13 protein-coding genes are annotated in these 15863 nt (G+C 35.4%); 3 read left to right on the top strand and 10 right to left on the bottom strand.

Annotation, left to right across the window (positions count from 1 at the left end; translation table 11 throughout):
- Nucleotides 1–2 precede the first annotated feature (2 nt).
- Nucleotides 3–1439, bottom strand: a complete 1437-nt coding sequence (locus LKL37_RS00845; RefSeq protein WP_431608696.1) for a mannitol dehydrogenase family protein — start codon at nt 1437–1439, stop codon at nt 3–5.
- A 163-nt stretch (nt 1440–1602) separates the two neighbouring features.
- On the opposite strand from LKL37_RS00845, the gene LKL37_RS00840 reads away from it, so the two are divergent.
- Nucleotides 1603–2607 carry a LacI family DNA-binding transcriptional regulator gene (locus LKL37_RS00840; protein ID WP_431608695.1) on the top strand — a complete coding sequence of 335 codons (1005 nt, stop codon included), beginning with the start codon at nt 1603–1605 and terminating at the stop codon, nt 2605–2607.
- Nucleotides 2608–2622: 15 nt separating this feature from the next.
- On the opposite strand, the gene LKL37_RS00835 is transcribed toward LKL37_RS00840, so the two are convergent.
- Complete coding sequence (locus LKL37_RS00835; RefSeq protein WP_431608694.1) at nt 2623–2940, bottom strand: low affinity iron permease family protein; 318 nt, start codon at nt 2938–2940, stop codon at nt 2623–2625.
- Nucleotides 2941–3188: 248 nt separating this feature from the next.
- Here LKL37_RS00835 and lgt point away from each other — a divergent pair, with 248 nt between their 5' ends.
- Nucleotides 3189–4025, top strand: a complete 837-nt coding sequence (gene lgt / locus LKL37_RS00830; RefSeq protein WP_431608693.1) for a prolipoprotein diacylglyceryl transferase — start codon at nt 3189–3191, stop codon at nt 4023–4025.
- An 80-nt stretch (nt 4026–4105) separates the two neighbouring features.
- On the opposite strand, the gene LKL37_RS00825 is transcribed toward lgt, so the two are convergent.
- On the bottom strand, nt 4106–4861 hold the full coding sequence (locus LKL37_RS00825; protein ID WP_105702933.1) for an SDR family oxidoreductase: 756 nt from the start codon (nt 4859–4861) through the stop codon (nt 4106–4108).
- Nucleotides 4862–5577: 716 nt separating this feature from the next.
- Between LKL37_RS00825 and LKL37_RS00820 the strand changes: the two genes are divergently transcribed.
- Complete coding sequence (locus tag LKL37_RS00820; protein ID WP_431608692.1) at nt 5578–6000, top strand: cold shock domain-containing protein; 423 nt, start codon at nt 5578–5580, stop codon at nt 5998–6000.
- Between the two features lie 371 nt (nt 6001–6371).
- Here LKL37_RS00820 and LKL37_RS00815 read toward each other — a convergent pair whose 3' ends face one another.
- From LKL37_RS00815 to LKL37_RS00785, 7 genes are all read right to left on the bottom strand, one after another.
- Nucleotides 6372–7823, bottom strand: coding sequence for a TolC family protein (locus LKL37_RS00815; RefSeq protein WP_431608691.1), 1452 nt, complete (start codon nt 7821–7823; stop codon nt 6372–6374).
- Entirely contained in the window at nt 7804–10926 is a 3123-nt protein-coding gene (locus LKL37_RS00810) for an efflux RND transporter permease subunit (protein WP_431608690.1), read from the bottom strand. Before LKL37_RS00810 ends, LKL37_RS00815 begins: the two co-directional genes overlap by 20 nt.
- Before the next feature lie 28 nt (nt 10927–10954).
- The gene (locus LKL37_RS00805) at nt 10955–12043 is read right to left on the bottom strand and encodes an efflux RND transporter periplasmic adaptor subunit (RefSeq protein ID WP_431608689.1); all 1089 of its coding nucleotides are present in this window, start codon (nt 12041–12043) and stop codon (nt 10955–10957) included.
- A gap of 61 nt (nt 12044–12104) precedes the next feature.
- Entirely contained in the window at nt 12105–12437 is a 333-nt protein-coding gene (locus LKL37_RS00800; protein WP_431608688.1) for a hypothetical protein, read from the bottom strand.
- Between the two features lie 316 nt (nt 12438–12753).
- The gene (locus LKL37_RS00795; protein ID WP_431608687.1) at nt 12754–13416 is read right to left on the bottom strand and encodes a hypothetical protein; all 663 of its coding nucleotides are present in this window, start codon (nt 13414–13416) and stop codon (nt 12754–12756) included.
- 171 nt (nt 13417–13587) lie between these two features.
- Nucleotides 13588–14253, bottom strand: coding sequence for a hypothetical protein (locus tag LKL37_RS00790; RefSeq protein WP_431608686.1), 666 nt, complete (start codon nt 14251–14253; stop codon nt 13588–13590).
- Nucleotides 14231–15268 (bottom strand): RHS repeat domain-containing protein, encoded by a 1038-nt coding sequence (locus tag LKL37_RS00785; RefSeq protein WP_431610423.1) that lies wholly within the window; start codon nt 15266–15268, stop codon nt 14231–14233. Before LKL37_RS00785 ends, LKL37_RS00790 begins: the two co-directional genes overlap by 23 nt.
- Nucleotides 15269–15863: the final 595 nt, after the last annotated feature.

Raw genomic sequence — 15863 nt, 5'->3', positions numbered from 1 at the left:
AGTTATTTTATGATGGATTGTAAAACCGTGGCGGTTCCTGAATTTTTTAAGTCTTCTGCAAGACTGTTGTATTGTTTTATAAACTGTTCAGAAGCTTTTAACTGAACTCCTTTGAAAGCTGACAACTCCAGGAAGTCCTGTGGATTTTCACTGGCAATAAGCTTCTTATCGTTATCTGTCATCCAAGGTTCAGCTGTTTCAAAAGCATTGCCCTGGTCGTCTGTTTTATATTTAAGATAATGCCTGTAGGAAGCAATTAGAAAAGCTGGTCTGGTAAGGTCTTTCGCTCCTTTTATCATTTTATCAAGATTAGGAATGATGTATACCGGGAATTTCGAAATCCCATCGAAGCACAAACGGCTCACCTGATCACTTACACTGTGATTGGCAAATCTTTCGATCAATGTCTGTTTATATTTTTCCAGATCTGTATTTTCAGGGGCAGGAACAAAAGGCGTAATGTCTGTATCCATAAAATCCCTGATGAATTTTACAAGATTTTCATCCTCCATCGCCTGATCTACCTTGCGATAGCCCATTAAGAATGCAGGATAAGATAATAAGGTGTGGGAAGCATTCAGCAAGCTTAGTTTCATATTTTCAAATGCGGTTACATCATTCGTAAATTCTACGCCTACTCTTTCCCATGACGGTCGACCCGCGATAAAGTTGTCTTCTATCACCCATTGCGTAAAATCTTCACAGTATACAGGAGCATGATCATCTGTACCATTCAACTTATTTAGTCTTTCAGCATCTTCCGGAGTTGTTGCCGGAGTAATTCGGTCAACCATGCTATTCGGGAAAGTTGCATTTTCTTTTACCCACACTGCCAATTCTGCATCCTGTGCTTCTATGAATGACATAAAAGCTCTTTTTGCTGTATTTCCGTTGTGTTGAAGGTTATCGCATGAAAGTATCGTGATTGCTCCTGCACTATGCATTTTTCTCTGGCGTAATCCTTCTGCAACAAAGCCAAAAACAGTAGTAGGACTGGAAGGATTCTTCAGATCATGTTGTATTTTCTCATCCTCCAATATAAATTCTCCGGTTTCTTTATCAAGATTATACCCTCCTTCCGTGATAGTCAAAGTAATGATCTTAACAGAATTGTCTGCAATTTTTTTCATTACAGCCTCCGGATCTTCTACTCCCCAGATCAACTCTTTTAAAGAACCTATTTTATACACCTCATCATTTCCGTTTCGTCCACAAACAGTAAGAGAATACTGGAGATTCTGGGCTCTTAAATTCTTTACGATATTTTCATCTGACGGCAACAGGCATACTCCACAAATTCCCCAGTCCTTCTGATCCTCATCATTGAGCAGCATATTGGTATAAAACTGCTGGTGGGCCCTGTGAAAGTTTCCTACTCCAATATGTAAAATTCCTGTTTGAATTTTTTCTAAATCATAATTGTAATAAATCATACTCATAAGCGTAAAATTGTCATCATATTAACCAATTCGTTAAAACTATATTAACAAATGATTAACAAGACATTTTTTTTACAAAATTCAAATTGGGAACGTTCCCAAAAATCAGGGAACGTTCCCAATTGCCTATTTTTTTATTATTTTTAGCAAAAAAACAAGGCTGATGAGACGTATTACGATTAAAGATCTGTCCAAATTTTTGTCATTATCCACCTCTACCATCTCCAGAGCGCTGCTTCATGATAAAAATGTGAATGAAGAAACAAGAAAAAGAGTATTGGATGCTGCGGAAAAATTGGGCTATAAACCGAACCTTACAGCTTTGAATTTACAATCCGGGCAATCGCGGACAATAGGGTTTGTAGTACCGGAAATGATTACTCCTTTTTCCTCCAGTGTTTTGAAAGGAATTCAGAACATTTTGTATCCTCTGGGGTATCGTATTATCATCACTCAGTCCGATGAAGATCCTCTTATAGAAAGGAAAAACCTTCAGCTTCTGGAAGAATTTAATGTAGATGCCATTATTATTAATCTCTGTCATGAAACCCATAATAATGAGGTCTATCAAAACATTATGGATAAAGGAACTCCTTTAATATTTTTTGACAGAATTCCCCATAAGTCTCTGGATGTCTCGAAGGTAATTATTGATGATGCTATTAAAGCTTCATTGATGGTGGAATATTTAATTAAGACAGGAAGGAAAAGAATTGTCCATATCATGGGGCCTTCTACGATCCGAAATGCTGTAGAAAGGGTAAATGGTTATAAACGTATTCTCATGAAATACAATATTTTTGACGAAAATCTGATTATTCAGACGGATGGAATGACTTTCGAGCATGGGAAAAAAGCGGTCAAACAGTTATTGAATAAGGATATAGAGTTTGACAGTATTTTTGCTTTTAGTGATACCTTAGCGATGGGAGCAATGAATTTTCTTCTTGAACAGAAAGTAAGAATTCCTGATGAAGTAGCTATCGCCAGCTTTTCCGGAACAGAATTGTCAACGATGGTATATCCTCAGCTCACCAGCGTACAGCAGCCATTGGAAAAAATGGGAGAAGAAGCTGCAAAACTGGCGTTGGAAAAAATCAAAAATAGTTCAGCTCCAAGCCAATCTATTCTGATGGATGCAGAATTGGTTTACAGGGCTTCTACTTAATGAATAGATTTTGAATTATTTATATCGATAGTAGGTAATCTCTCTTTCCGGAGTTTCATTATTTTGATCTGTAATTTTTTCCCGTTGGATTTCAACATTTTTATAGAAATTTTGAAGCTGGCTCAGTTCATCGTCTGTTAATTTCTGAAACCGAGGATCTATAGTGCTTTTATTCGTTGCAATCAATTCATCAAGTTTAATCTGAAGTTCTCTAAGATCTCTGTTCTGTGCATTCTTTACGAATACTACGGCAAGTCCTGCAATACCCAATAAAGTGCTGCCCATAAAATAACCGGGCCAGGCTGTCAGTTTGCCAAAAATATCTTTTATCATAATGTTATATTTTAAGTGATTGGAGTAAAAAAGCCATGCAAATCTTTTGTTACGCTCATTTTTTTAAGCTTAACCTAAGTAAACGGAAAAAATTCAGATTTTTTATTTTTACAATGGCGTACTATCAAATATAAGCAATCATACGCTAACACTTTATGACTCAAGTCATAGAATCCTGAAAAAGGCCTTTCCCATTCAGAATTTAATGTTTTCTTATCTTTGCATCCTGAAATTCGATAACAATATCAATGAGTTTATTATATATCAACTGGGATGTAAACCCCGAAATCGTCAATATCTTAGGACTTCCGATAAAATATTACGGTCTGCTTTTTCTTGCAGGACTGGTTTTATCACTTAATATTTTAAAAAGAATTTATAAAAAAGAAGGACTTAGCTCCCAAGCCCACGAAGCTTTATTCTCTTATGCACTGATAGGAATTTTAGTGGGAGCAAGATTGGGACATTGTCTTTTTTATGATTTTGATTATTATTCCCAGCATCCGATTGAGGTATTTTTACCCATTCAGAAAGGACCGGATGGAGCCTACCATTTCACAGGATTTGCAGGTCTAGCCAGTCATGGTGGTGGTATAGGACTGGTGATTATGCTTCTTATCTATGCGAGAAAGTATTCAATCCCATTCATGACTGTTCTGGATGCAATTGCTATTGTACTTCCATTGGGTGGTACTTTTATAAGGCTTGCGAATCTTATGAATTCTGAGATTATAGGAACTCCAACCAATGTTCCATGGGCTTTTATTTTCCGTCAGGTGGATGATCTTCCGAGACATCCTGCACAGCTTTATGAAGCCATTTCTTATTTCATTATTTTCCTTCTGGTGTATTTTATTTACAGAAAAAATATATTTAAAATTGGAAAAGGATTTTACTTAGGTGTCAGTATTCTGTTAATCTTCATTATGAGAATTCTGATTGAATTTATCAAAGTAGATCAGGTAGAATTTGAGCACGGAATGAGCCTGAATATGGGACAGCTTCTGAGTATTCCATTTGTTCTTCTTGGATTATTCTTTATCATCAAAAGTATCTTGGAAAAAGGAAAGGCGAAAACCGTTTAATTTTCTGATTTCTTCTAAAATAAAAACTCACTGAAAGTTGTTTTCAGTGAGTTTGCTTTTTTAAACAAATCTGTGATAGATTATCTTGTAGTGTATCCTCCGTTGGCAAAGATGGTCTGCCCTGTAATCCACCAGCCTTCTGTTACCAGAAATTCTACAAGCGGAGCGATGTCTTTAATATCTGTAAGTCCTCCCAATGCTGATGCAGATTTATGATAAGCAACTGCATCATCCGTTTCCTGTCCGTAGAAAAAAGGTGTATCCATTGGGCCAGGTGCTACAGCAGTTACGGAAATTCCTCTTGCTCCAAATTCTTTGGAAGCTGCTCTTGTAAAATGCTCTACAGGTGCTTTTGCTCCTGCATACGTAGAATACAAACCTGTATAAGCTGCCAGCAATGAAGTAACAATCGTACAGATTTTTCCTTGATCGTTCAGCTTTTTACCAGCTTCCTGCAAAAAGAAGTAAGCGGACTTGGAATTGACATTGAACATGGTATCGTATTCTTCTTCTGTAGTCTCAGCAAATGGCTTTTTCAGTACCATTCCTACAGTATTGATCGCAATATCCACTCCTCCGAAGCGGGAAATGGTTTCATCAAAAAACTTTGTGATATTGTCTACTTTGGTAAGATCTCCCTGAAATAAGAATGCTTCAGCTCCTAATGCCTGTACCTCAGCAAGTGTTTTTTCACTGTCTGCTTTTGAGCTTTCACTGTTATAGTGTATTGCCAGTTTTGCCCCTTTTGCGGCAAAATCTCTGCTTAATAATCCTCCCAGGTTTTTACCTCCTCCGGCAATTAAAACAACTTTTCCTTTTACATTTTGTGTTGACATGTTTTTATATTTAAATGTTAATGAGACAAAGATGGATAATAAAAATCGCCTCAACATGGTGAAATTTTCGGGAATTGCATAAAAATTCAACAAAATTTTCAATTTCCTATTTAAACCAAAACAGAAATATTTATTTTTTTATACAAACAGTACAGTTTAATAGAATTCTATTTACCAACCAGATACGGGTTGAAATACGGCTTTTTGATTAAACATGTCCATATAATTCACTAATAGCCATCCATTTTAGGCATAACATTTGATACTCTCCCACCCGTATTATACACCACTTCATTTTATAATATATTTTTTTATAATCCCCAGTATTCTGGGGATTTTTTTTATGACTCTGCCCGTACTTCCATGATCCTTTTACATTCAGACCATAAAGTATACCTCAAAAACGCTGTAAAACCATTTCTGATAATCAATCATTTAAAACCGGATTATTCATTTTATTGTTGTATATTTGTACATTATTAATCAAGCCACCACTTTGTTTTCTGTAACGACCCGGATATTTTTATTCAGTCTTTGCTTTTTGAGCAGTCATCTTTTTAACTTTTATTCTTCTATTAAGAACAATACTTGTCGGAATTTTAAAGCTCTGTATGATTGGAGAAACTCCAAAACAGAAAACATCGCCAGGCTTTATAGGGGTCAGCAGACCAGATTGAACCAACTAATTTATAGAAACTAAATACTAAAAATAATTTATGGCAGATTCTTTTTCTAAAAAGGAAAATTTCAAGAAAAAAATTCAAAAGCAAAAAGAAAAGGCGCTAAGACGCGAAGAACGTAAAACGAACAACAACAAAGGAGCGGAGGATGTCTTCATGTATGTAGATGAATTCGGAAGATTAACTTCTACTCCACCGGAACAAAGACAGGAAGTAAACCTTGATGATATTCAGCTGGGTGCGGCTCCTATTCTCGAAGAAGATCCAAGAAAAACAGGAATTGTTACTTTCCTGAGTGAAAAAGGATATGGTTTCATTACTGAAGATAATAACAAAGAGAACATCTTCTTCCACAATAACAACTGTGCAGAACCTGTGAAAAAAGGAAACAAAGTATCTTTCGAAAAAGAGAAATCTCCTAAAGGATTTTCTGCTGTTGAAATTCAGCTTGTTAAATAATACATACACATAAAATTTTCTGTTTTACAACAGATCTATTTTAAAAAATACAAAGAGACTGCCCTTTTGGACAGTCTCTTTTTTGAATCATATAAAAAACTATCTCAACTTGTAAAAAGTTAGATTCTGAAACAAACTCAGGAGCACCTGTCCGTAAGCTCAGGATCGCAATATTCACTGCTATATCCCTTTAAGAGCTCTCTTGACATGTTCTTCAAAGTTTTCATGGTTAGCTATTTTTATTAGATTGTAAAGATCCTGGAATTATTTCAATTACCATTACGGGAACCCGTAGGGTGTGATTAAAATTAAAACTACAAAAGAAGCCGCCTTAAAAAAGACGGCTCCTCTCATCGTAAAAAAAGTAAAAATTAATCCAGCTTCCCTCCCAGTGCTTTAAACAGCAGGACATTGTTTCTGGTATTCTGATGTTGAAACTGTAATAAATCCAATTCAGCGGTTAGTTTGCTTTTCTGAGAGTTGATCAGTTCAAAATAATTGGCATATCCTGTAAGATACAGATCATTGGAAACCTCCACTCCACGGTCAAGAAAACCCACTTCTTCTGATTTCAGCGTCAAAACACGTTCATAGATTTTGGTCTGTTTCAGAATCGACTGCAGTTCATTAAAAGCAGTTGTGATACTTTTCTGATAGTTTAAAAAAGCAATTTCTTGTTCTTTGCTTGCTACTTTAAATTCATATTTCAACTGTCCTTTGTTGAAAACAGGAACCATTAATCCTCCCAACAATTGTCCCGCCAGTGAGCTTGGTTTAAAGAATGTTTCGACGGAAAAAGAATTCAGTCCAAACCCCGCTCCAAGATCAATCTTGGGATAAAAAGCCGCTCTTGCTGCCTTGGCATCAGCCTGAGAAGCTTCCAAAACATAATAATTGGCTGCCACATCCGGTCTGGAATGAATGACATTTTCTACATTAATGGTTTTATTCAAAACTTCCATATTGGTAGGCATCAGTATTGCACCACGTTTTACATCTCCGCCGTAGCTTCCTGTCAATGTTGTGATCGCCTGTTCTACCGTAACGATTTCCACTCTTATATGCTCAATTTCTGCCAGCCAGTTGTTATTTTGGGCTTTGAACTGCTGTACTGCCAATTCAGTAGCTTTACCCACTTCACGTTGCGCCAAAACAATTTCAAAGGCTCTTTGCTGAAGCTTATAGTTTTTCTGATAAATCGCAAGACGATTGTCTAACGCCACCAACTGATAATACAGATTGGCAATATCCGTGAAAAGCTCTACCTGTAATAACCTCAGCCCTTCTGTTGAAGCCAGAAATTTCTTCTGGGCGGCAATCTTTTTATTCTTCAATTTTCCCCATGCATCAATTTCCCAGCTGCTTCTTGCTCCCACCCAGTAATTAGGCGTAAAATCTCTGTTGATTTTCTGATTTTCTGTAATATTAGGAGAAAGGTTGGTATCATAATTTCCAACGCCTTCCATCGTATATTTTCCGTATCGGTTACCAGAAGCCTCTACTCCGACTTCAAGAGAAGGCAGCAAGTCCATTTTTGATCTTTGAAGGAAACTGTTGGCAATTTCCACTCTTTGCTGAGCAATCTGGAAATCCGGATTCGCCTGAACCACTTTATCAAAAAGTTCAAGCAGGTTCGGATCTGTAAAATAAGCTTTCAGGTTGATCTGCTGGAATTCATCCGGAGATTTATTTTTATCAGATTTGATAATTTCCTCTGGTAATTCCTGAGCTTTTTTCAGCTCTGTTACTTTGGGAACAGCACACGAAACCAGAGCAAGTGAAGCTATTCCATACAATATATTTCTATGATTTAATCTTTTCATCTTTCTTCTTATTTTCAAGTTTTGCAAAGAATATATACAACCCGGGAATCACCACCAGTCCGAAAATAGTTCCAATCAGCATTCCTCCAGCTGCAGCGGTACCAATAGAACGGTTACCGATTGCTCCGGCTCCTGATGCGATACATAATGGAATAAGTCCCGCTACAAACGCAAAAGAAGTCATCAGAATAGGTCTCAGACGTTGCCTTGCCCCTTCAATAGCAGCCGGAATAATATCAAACCCCTGCTTATTTCTTGCTACAGCAAATTCTACAATCAGAATGGCATTTTTGGCCAGAAGCCCGATCAGCATAACTAATGCTACCTGCGCATAGATATTATTGTCCAGCCTCATCATTACCAATGCAATGTAAGAACCGAAGATTCCAGTCGGAAGGCTTAATAATACTGGCATTGGAAGAAGGAAGCTTTCATATTGTGCTGCTAATAAAAGGTACACGAACAAAAGACAGATCGCGAAGATATAAACCGTCTGGTTTCCTGATAAGATTTCTTCTCTTGTCATCCCTGACCATTCAATATCGAATCCTCTTGGTAATACCTCTTTTGCTACACGTTCTACCGCTGCAATGGCATCTCCGGAACTGTACCCATTTGCGGGCTCTCCGTTAATCATGGCAGACATATACATATTATATCTCGTCAAAACTTCAGGTCCGTATACTTTTTCAATCGTAATAAATGTGGAGAACGGAACCATTTCGCCTTTATCATTTTTTAAATATAAATTCAAAATACTTTCAGGGGTATCTCTGTGCTCCGGACTTGCCTGCACCATCACTTTATACATCTGGCTAAAGCGGATAAAATTTGTGGCATAATAAGATCCCAGCATGGTTTGTAGTGTAGACATCGCATTGTCTACGGATACTCCTTTCTTCGCTGCCATATCATAATCTACATTGATCATATATTGCGGAAAAGTAGCATCAAAGCTGGTAAAGTTGTTCTGCAGTTCCGGAGCTTCGTTTAATTTTTTAACAAAATCCTTAGTAATCTTATCTGTATTTTCGATGGTACCTCCGGTTCTGTCGAGCAAACGCAATTCAAAGCCGCTGGTATTACCGAAACCTGGAACGGTTGGTGGTGCAAAAATCTCAATCTGTGCATCTGCAATGCTTTTTGTTTTGTCTGAAAGTTCTGCGATCAGATCGTTCACTGAAATATTTCTTTCTTTCCAGTCTTTAAGATTAATCATTGCCATTCCGTAAGAAGAACCTGCAATTTCTGTTACGATGCTGTATCCTGCAAGTGTGGTTACATTTTCTACTCCATTAATTTTCTTGGCAATAACGGTAACCTCATCCAGTACTTTTTCTGTTCTTTCTACCGTTGCTCCCTGTGGAGTGGTTACACTCACATATACCATTCCCTGGTCTTCCATAGGAATAAAACCTGTCGGCAGGAATTTACTGGTCACAAAAGTAAGTCCGACAAATAAAAACAGCAATCCGAAAGTCACTGTAGTTCTTGTCGCAAATTTTGATAAAATACCTACATAACCATTGGTCAGTCTTTCAAAACCAATATTGAAACTCTGGAAAGCCCTGTCGATAATGGTTTTCTTTTTATCATGATTATGGGGCTTTAAAATAATTGCGCAAAGTGCAGGAGTAAGCGTCAATGCATTTACTCCGGAAATCACGATACTGATGGCCAGCGTTAATGAAAACTGGCGGTAAAATACTCCTACCGGACCATCAAGGAATGCTACAGGAATAAATACAGCAGACATTACAATCGTAATCGCTACTACAGCTCCTGCAATTTCTTTAGTAGCACTGATGGTGGCATCCATGGCATTCATTCCTTCTTCCATTTTCACATGGACGGCTTCAACGACGACAATGGCATTATCCACCACAATTCCGATGGCGAGAACCAGCGCAAACAATGTTAAAAGGTTAACAGAGAAATCCAGCATATTCATAAAGGCAAAAGTTCCTACCAAAGCTACCGGTACAGCCAGTACGGGAATCAATGTGGAACGCCAGTCCTGAAGGAAGATAAATACCACAATTCCTACCAAAATAAAGGCTTCGATAAGGGTTGCCAATACCGCACTGATGGAAGCATCCAGGAATCTGGAAACATCATAAGCCATGTTATATTCCATCCCGGGAGGGAAAGAAGTGACCTTTAATTCTTCCATTTTTGCCTTTACATTTTCAATCACTTCGGAAGCGTTGGAACCAGGACGCTGCTTCATCATGATCGATGCAGAAGGTCTTCCGTCTGTTTTGGAAACCATTCCGTAGTTCATCGCTCCGAATTCAACTTTTGCAATATCCCTAAGCTTTAAGATAGTTCCGTCCACATCAGATCTGATGGGAATTTCTTCATATTGTTTAGGCTCAAAAAACTTTCCTTTATATTTGATGACATACTGAAGCTGGCTGGAGGTTTTTCCAGATGTTTCCCCTACTTTTCCCGGTGCTGCAGAAATATTCTGTTTTTGCAGGGAAGTGATGACTTCATCTGCAGAGATACTGTAAGCTGCCATTTTCTGTGGATCCAGCCATACTCTCATGGAATATTCTTTCTGTCCCATGATTTCAGCACGTCCTACTCCATCAATACGTTTCAGCTCCTGCAGGACGTTAATATCTGTAAAATTATAAATAAACTGCTCATCCTGACTTGGATCTGTACTGGTGATATTGAGATACATCAGCATGCTGTTCACCTCTTTTTCAGTAGTTACACCCGCTCTGATTACCTCTTCAGGAAGCTCATCCAAAATCGTAGTTACCCTGTTCTGAACATTTACTGCTGCTACATCAGGATCTGTTCCTACTTCAAAGAAAACCTGAATAAGCGTAAGACCATCATTGGAGGTTACCGTCGACATATAAGTCATTCCCGGTACTCCATTAATCGCACGTTCCAGAGGAAGCGCTACCGCATTGGCGGATACTTCGGCATTCGCTCCTGTATATTTTGCAGTTACCGTTACTGAAGGTGGTACAATATCAGGAAACTGAGTGATCGGCATCTTCAATAAAGCCATAATTCCCAGCAAAACAAACAATATGGAAATAACCAACGAAAGAACCTTTCGTCTTATAAACATTTCTATCATAGTAAATTGATTTAAAGATTATGAAAGGTTAATACTTCTTTTTAATTTTGATAATATCACCATCTTTCAAAGACTGAGTCCCTTCATAAATGATTAAATCTCCTTTTTTAAGACCGCTTTCTACCATATAAGAATCTCTTAAAGTAGTTCCGATCTTAATGCTGGTCATTTTCACTTTATTCTGCTTATTCACGACAAAAACATAGGTCTTATCCTGAATGGAGAAGGTAGATTTCTGTGGAATAAGGATCGCATTGGCCTGATGTTCTGAAATAATGAGTTTTCCGGAAGTTCCGTGCTTTATCAAATGGTCAGGATTCGGGAAAAGTACTTTATATCTGATAGAGCCAGTAGTTCTGTCGATTTCTCCTTCAGCAGTTTTCAAAGCTCCGTTGAACTGGTAATTAACTCCGTTGGGCAGGGTCAGCTCAATCTTCTGATGGCTTCCGATTTTATCATTCGCCAAAAGCTCAAAATATAAGTTTTCAGGAATGGAGAAATAAGCATATACTTCGTTCAATTGAGAGAGTGTGGTCAACAGTGTACCATTTTCCACCAAACTTCCGTCTTTATGAGGAATCACGTCAATTACCCCATCAAAAGGTGCAGTAATTCTTGTAAAACTTATTTTCTGAAGAACGGTTCTCTTCTCTGCATCGGCGAAAGCATGTTTTGCTTTGGCGGAGGACAACTTGGCCTTCACCATTTCCAGTTCATTGTTGGCCACAAATTTTTTAGCATGAAGACTCTGAATCTGCTTCAGTTCTACTTCTGCAATACGAACGTCTGCTTCAGTCTGCTTTAATGTGGCATTTGCTTTTAGAAGCTCCATCTGCAGTTCCGCATCATTGATTTTGAATAGAGCCTGTCCCTGATGCACAAACTGTCCCTCGTTGACATAAATATGCTGTATAATACCTCCGATTCTGGAACGCATTTCAACATTCTTTTTAGCCTGGATATCAGTGACAAACTGGTTGCTCACCAAGGTGTCTTTTTCTTTGATTTCCAGTACGGGAACTTCTTTATCTCTTTTATTGTTTTTCTCCTTGTCTTTACTGCATGACACAGCGAATAATGTTGCAACTATGCAAATTATTACAGTTTTAAAATACATTCTTAAATGTTTAGGTTATAAAAATTTCCGTTAAAATGATTTGGTTTACAGAATTTTACAACTAGTACAGCTGGAGGAGATGGAGAAAGGATTTAACGCCACAAATAGTAGAGACTGCAATCTCCGGAAGGGTAATTTTCGGAATAGCTTTTAATATTCCTGAAAAATCTGCAATTGCAGGATCGTTTTTTTTAACTGAATGTTTTACAATTTTGGCAGCAGCAGGCAATGCATGCGTATTCATATCTGCCTCTTCGTAGACATCTAAAACGTGAATATTGTTTACATGAGGAACATGAGGAATATTCTCCCATGATTTTTCTGCCCAATTCGAATTGAAAAGGGTAAAAACCAGCAGGATATAAAATAAGAAAAATGACCTCAGACTTGTCATGTCAATCAGAACACATTAGTTTTTCAGTAAAAACGATAGTGGTGCAAAAATAGGGATTTCTACTGGGAAATTGGGTCATTGAACTGTTAAAAAAACTTAAACAATGGGGTGAGTAATGCTATTTATTAGAATTTGGATTCCTGCAATACTAAAAATAAAAAGTATCAATATTTTTGTTAACTAGATAAAAACTTCATTCTTATTCCAAATATTTTTGGTTTAATTTTAAAAAATGTAAAAAAACAGTAAACATTATAAAAGCCACTGCAATTGCAATGGCTTTTATAATGTTTTACTTTTATCTCTAGCTAAAAATCTATTTAATGATCTTTTCAGGGAAAAAATCTTTTAGATCAATATCATAAATTACAGAATTACATTTTTTTTCAGAGCTATTCTCTTTAGGTACCTTTGAAATATTACTTAAAATATCATCTATATTTTCGTAAACAGCATTCCCTTTTAGATCTATGTGTACTATATTACAACGATTTATATTATCCTGTATTGAAATACTAGACTTATATGTGTTTATATCATATGGTGGATGAATATAACTGTACATCATTAGGTATTCATAATTAAAATTATTATCAACTATTATCATTGAAGGTTTAAACATATAATTACCTACTAAACCTGTATATAAAGTAATATTGTAAATAGCTTTCTTTTTATGATATATGCTTTGTCGAAATAGAGTAAGTATTCCTTTATTGTATTTTTTAGAAAAGAAAATTAGATTTACCAAATCAATATTTATATTTTTTTTATCAAAATCAAATTTTTTCCTATTTAAAATATAAAACACACTATAATTGTTATTATCTAATATCTTTATAACATTTCTTTTTTCTGTTTTTAAATCAATTGAAAATTGCCTACCCTCTATATCTGCCATTTTCATTTGAGAAAATGCATTTATGTTTATAATTAAAGCTATTAAAATTGTTAGTTTATTTAATTGTTTTAACTCCATATTTTGTCATTATAATATTAAAATTTCTTTGAGTAGCTGCTCCATCTCTATACCAAACCCGTCCTTTTATTGCTATCAATCCAAAAGTAGTAAGCTTTGTAAAACAAGAAAATAAAACCACTGCAATTGCAATGGTTTTTATAATGTTTATACATATCTCTCACTAAAAATTTATTTAATGATCTTTTCAGGGAAAAAATCTTTTAGATCAATATCATAAATTACAGAATTACATTTTTGTTCAAAACTATTCTCTTTAGGTACCTTCGAAATATTACTTAAAATATCATTTATGTTTTCGTAAATAGCATTACCTTTTAGATCTATGTCTATTAAATTGCAATAATTTTTAGTGTTCTGTATCGTAATCCACGATTTATAAACTTCATTTTCAGGTGGAGGTGGTGGCATGTAATGATATTTTATAAAATATTCATAATTGAAATCTTTATCTAGTACAGCCATTGAAGAAACAAACATATAATTATCTGCCGAACCTGTATATAAGGTAATATTATAAATATTTTTCTTTTTATGATATATGCTTTGTCGGAATAGAGTAAGTATACCTTTATTATATTTTTTAGAAAAGAAGATAATATTTGCTTTGTCACTAATACCTGAACCTAATTTTAAATCAAAACTTCTTCGATCTAAAATATAATAAATACTATAATTGTTATCATCAGATATTTTTATAAGATTCTGTTTTTGAGTCTTTGAATTAACTGAAAATTGTTTATTCTCTATATCTGCCATTTTCATTTGAGAAAATGCATTTATGTTTATAATTAAAGCTAATAAAATTGTTAGTTTATTTAATTGTTTTAACTCCATATTTTGTCATTATAATATTAAAATTTCTTTGAGTAGCTTCACCATCTCTATACCAAACCCATCCCTTTTCATAATTTTTCTGTGAAGTTTGATTAAAGCCAATAAAATCTTGAAATCTTATAGTTCCTTGACTATTTGGCCACAAACTTGAATAATCTCTATTCACAAAAACATCTCTTGATCTTATAATTGAAGAAATTCCTGTTCCGAAAAGATCATCATATCTCACAGACCAACATGATCCCATAATCAGATTCTTACCTTCTTTAACATATTTGGCAATTCCAATAAGACTTTCTATACTATTTCTTGTTTCCGCAGCCAATTTACTTTTATCAGATATATACTGTTGCATATGGCTTCCTAAAATTTTATCATTAGCTGTATGAAAGCCTGTATCTCCTACCATCATATATTTACCGGAGCTTGGGTCACGAGTAGCTTGTCCATTTTCATCAAGCACATAACGTTCACTGGCTAAACCATGGGCATTAATGTAGATATTATCAACAAGGTTGCTTCCTAAATATGCTGTTAATTTTTCTAAAGCATCTTTTAAGCTTGAAGCATCAATCACATGCCATCCATTTTTTTCAAGATCACTATTAATAAAATTTCCAAGATGTTCTTTATCTCCTCTTATAAAATTAATGATGATATTAGTCGCTGTAGCCCCACCTCCGGTTCGTTTACCAATCCAGTTATTCTCTACATATCCTGAGGTGAAATTTCCACTTCCTCCTGCAAACCACCATGAGCCATCCGGCACATTAATTTCTAATCCTCCCTCATACGGTTTGTTTCTCATCCCATCAGGATCAGTAAACATAACAGGATTATCCGCTGCATAGTGGTAAGGGCTAAATCGTCTGAACCCTTCCGCTAATGGATCTATTACGCCCCATCTTCCCAAATCAGGCATATACATCCTCGCTCCATAATCATACATACCACTTTCCTGCAATTCTTTCCCATTGTATTTGTAGCTATAGAAGCTTCCAAACGGAGAAAATATATTTCCAATATAGTTTAATCCTAAAGGATAATAGTTCCTTTCTTCAAGATCTTTCGCATTGTCGCGGGTATTTTTAGGTAAGATTCAAAATTAGGGTATTGAAATCAATACCCTAATTTTTCACTAATACATTTGAAACATTACCACTTCAACTAGCAGTAAATCATCTTATATAACCTTTTTCTGTTTATCTTTTAAAAAAAATTGAAAAAGAATCAAAAAAAGATTCCTCAAATGTAAAATAATAATAATTAGGACAATATAATACATTAAAGTTTCTATTGAACTTAGAAATTTATTATTAAAAAAGTTATTCTCTTGTGAAAAAAAACTAGTCATTCTAAGCCAATAAAAATCAATCTCATCGTTTCCACTGACAGTAATTAGACAATAAAATAACTGTAATAAGGAAAGAATGTAAAAGTTATATTTTTTAATTCTTATTTTTTTTATACTTCCAAAAATTACATTTAATATTGTACCAAAAAAAACTAATTTATCAAATGATTTAGTTGCATCATCATGAAAAAAATCAGGAGTCAGTAATATTATAATTAATGTTATTAAACTAATTAGATAAAAAATTATTTTCATT

Source organism: Chryseobacterium sp. 'Rf worker isolate 10', assembly GCF_050753305.1.
Taxonomy (GTDB): Bacteria; Bacteroidota; Bacteroidia; order Flavobacteriales; family Weeksellaceae; genus Chryseobacterium.
This window is presented reverse-complemented; position numbering and strand designations above follow the sequence as displayed.

Coding starts and splice junctions, on each gene's coding strand:
- LKL37_RS00845 (WP_431608696.1), bottom strand. CDS start 1,439: ATGAGTATGATTTATTACAATTATGATTTAGAAAAAATTCAAACAGGA.
- LKL37_RS00840 (WP_431608695.1), top strand. CDS start 1,603: ATGAGACGTATTACGATTAAAGATCTGTCCAAATTTTTGTCATTATCC.
- LKL37_RS00835 (WP_431608694.1), bottom strand. CDS start 2,940: ATGATAAAAGATATTTTTGGCAAACTGACAGCCTGGCCCGGTTATTTT.
- lgt (WP_431608693.1), top strand. CDS start 3,189: ATGAGTTTATTATATATCAACTGGGATGTAAACCCCGAAATCGTCAAT.
- LKL37_RS00825 (WP_105702933.1), bottom strand. CDS start 4,861: ATGTCAACACAAAATGTAAAAGGAAAAGTTGTTTTAATTGCCGGAGGA.
- LKL37_RS00820 (WP_431608692.1), top strand. CDS start 5,578: ATGGCAGATTCTTTTTCTAAAAAGGAAAATTTCAAGAAAAAAATTCAA.
- LKL37_RS00815 (WP_431608691.1), bottom strand. CDS start 7,823: ATGAAAAGATTAAATCATAGAAATATATTGTATGGAATAGCTTCACTT.
- LKL37_RS00810 (WP_431608690.1), bottom strand. CDS start 10,926: ATGATAGAAATGTTTATAAGACGAAAGGTTCTTTCGTTGGTTATTTCC.
- LKL37_RS00805 (WP_431608689.1), bottom strand. CDS start 12,043: ATGTATTTTAAAACTGTAATAATTTGCATAGTTGCAACATTATTCGCT.
- LKL37_RS00800 (WP_431608688.1), bottom strand. CDS start 12,437: ATGACAAGTCTGAGGTCATTTTTCTTATTTTATATCCTGCTGGTTTTT.
- LKL37_RS00795 (WP_431608687.1), bottom strand. CDS start 13,416: ATGGAGTTAAAACAATTAAATAAACTAACAATTTTAATAGCTTTAATT.
- LKL37_RS00790 (WP_431608686.1), bottom strand. CDS start 14,253: ATGGAGTTAAAACAATTAAATAAACTAACAATTTTATTAGCTTTAATT.